Here is a 6,063-nt window from a genome sequence, read left to right as displayed (position 1 = left end):
GTCGGGGTCACGAACGCACGACTCAGGAGCGAAAAAATCCCGCGCGCGGAGCGCGCCAATGTAACAGCAAACAGCTAGCGAGCACCTGACCCCGCGATCCCCTTCCGCGAAGATCGCCCGCCCGCTCAACCCACAAACGCGTGCCGCTCCAAGTAAAGATCCGACTCGCTCACCGCAAGCGCCCGCAACGCCCCCACATGCGCCCCGAACTCCGGATGCGCCACCGCGGCCCGCAACGCCCCGGCATCGGTCCACACCGCGATGTTCACGTACTGCCGCGGATCCTCACTGTGCCGGGACAACGTGTACCCCTTGATCCCCGGCTGATCCGCCATGAACTTCGCCACCTGCGCAAAGGCCCGCTCGAACTCCTCCGGATCCCCCTGGACCGTGAACCGGTTCACAAACGTCACGCCACTCATCAAAGTCTCCTTGCGGGATGCGGTGTTCTGCCGAAAGTCTGCGGCGGCAAGCTCGAACCCGGATCGAACTCAGCCGGACAACCCGTGCAAGCAAGCGATCAAGCTACGCGCCTGCACATTGATGTAGTTGCTGTGCCGCAACAGATCCACCAGCTGCGCGAGCGTCAACCAGCGATAGCTCGGGTGCTCCGGCTCGAAGTCCGAGGCCACCTCCACCACCAGGTACCGGTTGCGGGCGTGGTAGAACCGCCCGCCCTCCTCCGAGTGCACCGCGTCGAACCGGAGCTGCTCGTGACCGGCCGAGAGCACGGTGTCCAGCAGCGGCGGACGGGCTTCCGGGGGCAGCGCGTCGTAGTTGGAGACCGAGCACTGCACGGTCGGCGCCAGCTCGATCACATCGACGTAGCCGGGCTCGGTCTTGGCCTGCACCAACAGGTGCAGCACCCCGTCGATCTGCTTGGCCAGGAAGGCGACCACGCCCTCGTCGCAGGGTTCGATCAGGGGCTGGCTCCAGGCGCGCACCTCGCGGCCGGCCGCGGTGATGCTGGCCCCGATCACGTTGAAGAACAGGCCGCTGTCGTGGGAGATCTTGCCGTCCTCGTGCCGCCAGTGGCTGACCTCGCGCAGCGGGATCAGCTCGACGTGGCAGACCTGCTCGGTGCGCACGTCGGTGATCCAGCCGAGCACCTCGGCCATGGTGTGCCTGGCCACCGCCTCCGCCGAGTAGGACCGGATGAGCGCGGCGGTGAACTCGTCGCGGCTGTCGGCGAACAGCGCGAGCAGGTCGGGTCCGGCGAAGGGCATGCAGGACAACACGGTGCGGGCGTCCATGTTCACCAGGTCGTCCACCGCGAGCAACTGGTGCAGCTGGCCGAGGGTGAGCCAGCAGAACCCGTCCAGCACCTCCAGGTCCTCGCTGACCTCCACCACCATGTTGCGGTTGCGCTTGCGGTGGAACCAGGAACCCTGCTCGGACTGCCGGACGTCGGCCAGCACCCGGTGCTGCGTGCTGTCCCGGAAGTAGTCCAGGTACGGCACGGCCGAGCCCTGGTGCACCCTGGTGTAGTTGCTGCGGGTGGCCTGCAAGGTGGGCGAGAGCTGGAGACCGTTGCAGTTGCCGGGCTCGATCTTGGCCTGCATCAGGCAGTGCAGCACGCCGTTGAACTGCTTGACCAGGATGCCCAGGATGCCCACCTCGGGCTGGTTGATGATCGGCTGCTGCCAGTGCGGCACCGGGCCGCCCGGCACCTTGGCGTCCAGGCCCTCGATGGTGAAGAACTTCCCGGAGTCGTGGCCGATGTTGCCGGTGTGCCCGTCGACCCGCCAGCCGCGCAGGCTCTCCAGCGGCACGGTGCGGACGTCCATGTGGGACCGCCGCTTCTCATCGGCCATCCACCGGTGGAAGTGCTCCAGCTCGGTGATGCGGCCGGAGCGGGCCAGCACGGACCTCGCGATGAGGGTCGAGGCCGGCTCGTCGTCGAGCCCGGCGCCGGTCGGCTCGACGGTCGGGGAGTAGATCAAGGCGGTCCTCCAGGTTGGCTCTTCTCAGTGCTGGGAAAGACACGCAGCCCGCAAGCCGGATCGTGTTGCGCGGCCCAATGTTCATTTCCCGGACTCGATGCCGCCTGCATTCGCACTTGAATCCGCTACGTCAAATGGATGACAAAAAATTGCCGTGCAAGTGACACGTCAAATCACGTCACGCGTGGTGGCCACAAAAAGTCCGGGGGCTCCGGCACCCGCGTGACCTGCTGCCGTCACCCGAATGCCGGAACCCCCGGCGTGGCGTTCTTTTGGCGTTGCTCAGCCGCCGAAGGCCGCCGCGTTCTCCCGCACCCACTGCGCGAAGGTCCGCCCCGGCTTGCCGGTGACCTGCTCGACCGTGGGCTGCACGGTGGCGCCCAGCTCAGGCGGGTTGGTCCGCATGGCCAGGAAGAACTCGATGTCCTCGCCGGAGTAGCCCTGCGCGCGCCACTGCTCGACCACCTCGTCCTGGGTCAGCTCCAGGTAGCCGATCTCCCGGCCGAGCACCTCGCTGAGCACCCGCACCTTCTCCGGCGGGGTGAGCGCCTGCGGGCCGGTCAGCCAGTACTCCTTGCCGGTGTGCCCGTCGCTGGTCAGCACCGCCGCGGCCACCGAGGCGATGTCCGCGTCGTGCACGATGGCGCTCTTGACCTCGGAGAACCCCTCGCGGACCAGGCCGTCCCGCTTGATCGAGTCGGCCCACTCCAGGGTGTTGGACATGAACTCCACCGGCCCGAGGTAGGTGTGCTCAAGGCCGGCCGCGGCGACCGCCTCGTCCAGCGCGGTGCGGTCCAGGTCGCCCTTGAGCACGGTCACCTTGCGCACGCCTGCCTGCTTGAGCAGCGCCACGATCTCCTCGCCGTTGAACAGCGGCACGTAGTTGTCGCCGAAGCTGATCAGGTGCGCGGCGGTGATCCCGGTGAACGCCTCGGCCAGGCTGTCGGTGTTGTCCAGGTTGCCCTGCACCACCTCGACACCGGCGGGCAGATTCGCCTTCGCCGGATTGCGGGTGAGTGCGCGAACCTGGTGCCCGGCCGCCACCAACTGCTCGACCAGCGGGCGGCCCACGTTACCGGTGGCACCCGAGACAAAAATGGTCATTGACTCTCCTTCTCCAGATAATTCGACGCCAGCGCAATCAGGGAACCGTCGAGACGGAAATGTACCGATTCTGTACAACCGATAATCAGCTCAGGCTTTCCGCGACCTGCTTGGCGCGTTCCATCACCGCGGCCTCGGCCTGCTGCAGCGAGGCCGCGCCCTTGGCCTGCTCGGCCGGGTCCTGCGCGGTGAAGGCGGCCAGCGTGTGCTGGGCGATGACCAGCTCCAGCTCATAGCCCAGCACCTTGTCCAGCACGGTGCGCAGGTACGGCGCGCAGTGGTCCATGCCGGCATCCGGCGCGCCCTCGCCGTAGTTGCCGCCGTAGGCCAGCACCACGGTGGCCGGGCGGCCGCCGAGCGGCTTGTGGCTCGGGTCGTAGGGCAGCGTGCGGCCCAGCACCAGCGACTGGTCCAGCCAGGCCTTCAGCGTCGAGGGGATGGTCCAGTTGTACATCGGCGCGCTGATCAGCAACGCGTCCGCGGCCAGGATCTCGGCCACCAGCTGCTCGTGCAGCGCGGCCGCCGCCTGCTGGTTTTCCGTGCTGGGCGGCGCCATCAGGGTGATGACCGCGTCCAGGTCCAGATGCGGCACCGGTTCGGCGGCGAGGTCCCGGTAGGTCACCGTCCCGTCCGGGTGCTCCTTGTCCCACACCGTGCGGAAGGCCGCGGCGAGCGTGCGGGACACCGAGTTCACGGAACTGGACGAGTCAATGTGCAGCAGCTTGGGCACGGCGAACCTCTCAGGGGCTAACAGGCGCGCGCCGGGCGGCGCGCTCGTGGCGGGCTCACCCTGGCCTGTTCGGCTCGAACCACGTCGGAGCCCGGCTTGGCGTCGGGCGGGACTTGAGTCAGCCGTGACCGGCCCGGTCCACGATGCGGCCGAAGTGCCAATTCGCAGCGGAGGAAGGACGACATGTCCGCTAACGGCAGCGCGGTGGTCCTGGGCGGCACGGGATTCGCCGGACGGCACGTGTCCGCGGAGCTGCGCGAGCGTGGCTTCGACGTGGTCGTCGTGGCCCGCAGACCGCCGGATCACGAGCAGGCGGGCCGGTTCCTCGCCATGGACCTCGCCCGGCTGCCCGCCGAGGAGCTGGCCAGGGAGCTGGCCGCGATCGGCCCGAGGGTGATCGTCAACGCCGCGGGCAGCAGCTGGGGCCGCACCGAGGAACAGATGTGGGCGGCGGTGGCCACCCCGACGTTCCGGTTGCTGGACGCGCTGGCGCAGCTGCGTCAGCGGCCCAGGGTGGTGCAGCTCGGCTCGGTGCTGGAGTACGGCGAGGTGAAGGCGGGCACCACGGTCGGCGCGGCCACCGTGGCCCGGCCGACCGGCGCCTACGGCGTGGCCAAGCTGGCCGCCACCCAGGCGGTGCTGAGCCAGACCCGCACCGGGCGGCTGTCCGGCATGGTGCTGCGCATCGCCAACCTGGCGGGCCCCGGCAGCCCGGCGGTCAGCCTGCTCGGCCGGGTCGCCACCCGGCTGCTCAGCGCCAACGGGCAGCCCGCGGTGGTCGAGCTGGACCCACTGCTGGCCTACCGGGACTACGTGGACGTGCGCGATGTCGCCGATGCCGTGGCGGCCGCGGCGCTGTCCCCGGTTTCCGGGCGGCTGGTGGACATCGGGCGTGGCCAGAGCGTCTCGGTGCGCACCCTGGTGGAGATGTTGATCTCCTGTAGCGGGCGGCCCGCACAGATCGTGGAACGGCCGGGGTCGGGGATCCGGCACTCCACCGAGGAATGGTCCCAAGTGGACATCAAGCCGGCCGGGCAGCTGCTCGGCTGGCGGCCGCACCGCTCGCTGGCCGAGGCGGTCGAGGCGTTCTGGCACGAGTTCTGCCAGCGACAGGTCAAGACAAACGCGAATGGGAGTGCGGTCTGACATGACTACCTACGTCTGGGACTACCTGCCCGAGTACGAGGCCGAGCGGGCGGACCTGCTCGACGCGGTGGAGACGGTGTTCCGTTCCGGCAAGCTGGTCCTGGGACCCAGTGTCGAGGGCTTCGAGCAGGAGTTCGCCGCCTACCACGGCGTGCCCTGCTGCACCGGGGTGGACAACGGCACCAACGCGGTCAAGCTCGGCCTCGAAGCCCTCGGCATCGGCGCGGGCGATGAGGTGATCACCGTGTCCAACACCGCCGCGCCGACCGTGGTGGCCATCGTCGGGACCGGGGCCACCCCGGTGTTCGTGGACATCCGCGAGCACGACTACCTGATGGACGTCGACCAGGTGGCCGCGGCGATCACCCCGCGCACCAAGGCTTTGCTGCCGGTGCACCTGTACGGCCAGTGCGTGGACATGGCCCCGCTGCGCGAGCTCGCGGCCGAGCACGGCCTGGCGCTGCTGGAGGACTGCGCGCAGGCGCACGGCGCCCGGCACCACGGCCGGCTGGCCGGCACGATGGGCGACGCGGCCGCGTTCTCCTTCTACCCCACCAAGGTGCTCGGCGCCTACGGTGACGGCGGCGCGGTGCTGACCGCGGACGCCGAGATCGACGCGCGGATGCGGCGGCTGCGCTACTACGGCATGGAGAAGACCTACTACGTGGTGCAGACGCCCGCGCACAACAGCAGGCTGGACGAGGTGCAGGCGGAGATCCTGCGGCGCAAGCTGCGCAGGCTCGACGACTACGTGGCCGGGCGTCGCGCGGTGGCCCGGCGGTACGAGGAGGGCCTCGGCGACCTGGCGAGCCGTGGGCTGGTGCTGCCCAGCACGAACGAGGGCAACGAGCACGTCTACTACGTCTACGTGGTCCGCCACCCGGAGCGGGACCGGATCATCGAGGCGCTCAAGCGGTACGACATCTCGTTGAACATCAGCTACCCGTGGCCGGTGCACACCATGACCGGCTTCGCCTACCTGGGCTACGACAAGGGTTCGCTGCCGGTGACCGAGCGGCTGGCCGAGCAGATCTTCTCGCTGCCGATGTACCCGGCGCTGCCGGAGGACTTGCAGGACAAGGTGATCTCCGCGGTGCGCGAGGTGCTGCTCGCGCTGTGAGCACACCAACGGAAAGGGGC

At 69.1% G+C, this 6,063-nt stretch carries 6 protein-coding genes; 2 read left to right on the top strand and 4 right to left on the bottom strand.

Annotated elements, in window-relative coordinates; translation table 11 throughout:
* Positions 1 to 125: 125 nt before the first annotated feature.
* From M8C13_RS09875 to M8C13_RS09860, 4 genes are all read right to left on the bottom strand, one after another.
* Complete coding sequence (locus M8C13_RS09875) at positions 126 to 422, bottom strand: antibiotic biosynthesis monooxygenase family protein (protein WP_252480202.1); 297 nt, start codon at positions 420 to 422, stop codon at positions 126 to 128.
* Positions 423 to 491: 69 nt separating this feature from the next.
* Complete coding sequence (locus M8C13_RS09870; RefSeq protein ID WP_252480201.1) at positions 492 to 1,943, bottom strand: NDP-hexose 2,3-dehydratase family protein; 1,452 nt, start codon at positions 1,941 to 1,943, stop codon at positions 492 to 494.
* A 282-nt stretch (positions 1,944 to 2,225) separates the two neighbouring features.
* Positions 2,226 to 3,047 carry an NAD(P)H-binding protein gene (locus M8C13_RS09865; protein WP_252480200.1) on the bottom strand — a complete coding sequence of 274 codons (822 nt, stop codon included), beginning with the start codon at positions 3,045 to 3,047 and terminating at the stop codon, positions 2,226 to 2,228.
* An 85-nt stretch (positions 3,048 to 3,132) separates the two neighbouring features.
* Entirely contained in the window at positions 3,133 to 3,777 is a 645-nt protein-coding gene (locus M8C13_RS09860; RefSeq protein ID WP_308202778.1) for an NAD(P)H-dependent oxidoreductase, read from the bottom strand.
* A 183-nt stretch (positions 3,778 to 3,960) separates the two neighbouring features.
* On the opposite strand from M8C13_RS09860, the gene M8C13_RS09855 reads away from it, so the two are divergent.
* Together M8C13_RS09855 and M8C13_RS09850 are read left to right on the top strand one after the other, a co-directional pair.
* Positions 3,961 to 4,923, top strand: coding sequence for an NAD(P)-dependent oxidoreductase (locus M8C13_RS09855; RefSeq protein WP_252480198.1), 963 nt, complete (start codon positions 3,961 to 3,963; stop codon positions 4,921 to 4,923).
* A gap of 1 nt (position 4,924) precedes the next feature.
* Positions 4,925 to 6,043, top strand: a complete 1,119-nt coding sequence (locus M8C13_RS09850; RefSeq protein WP_252480197.1) for a DegT/DnrJ/EryC1/StrS aminotransferase family protein — start codon at positions 4,925 to 4,927, stop codon at positions 6,041 to 6,043.
* Positions 6,044 to 6,063 lie beyond the last annotated feature (20 nt).

The organism is Crossiella sp. SN42, from assembly GCF_023897065.1.
GTDB lineage: Bacteria > Actinomycetota > Actinomycetes > Mycobacteriales > Pseudonocardiaceae > Crossiella.
The sequence above is the reverse complement of the archived record's forward strand: the minus strand, read 5'-3'. Positions and strand labels throughout refer to the sequence as shown.

What these genes read in the sequence shown, in the direction of transcription:
- M8C13_RS09875 (WP_252480202.1), bottom strand. Translation starts at nt 422, where the DNA reads ATGAGTGGCGTGACGTTTGTGAACCGGTTCACGGTCCAGGGGGATCCG.
- M8C13_RS09865 (WP_252480200.1), bottom strand. Translation starts at nt 3,047, where the DNA reads ATGACCATTTTTGTCTCGGGTGCCACCGGTAACGTGGGCCGCCCGCTG.
- M8C13_RS09855 (WP_252480198.1), top strand. Translation starts at nt 3,961, where the DNA reads ATGTCCGCTAACGGCAGCGCGGTGGTCCTGGGCGGCACGGGATTCGCC.
- M8C13_RS09850 (WP_252480197.1), top strand. Translation starts at nt 4,925, where the DNA reads ATGACTACCTACGTCTGGGACTACCTGCCCGAGTACGAGGCCGAGCGG.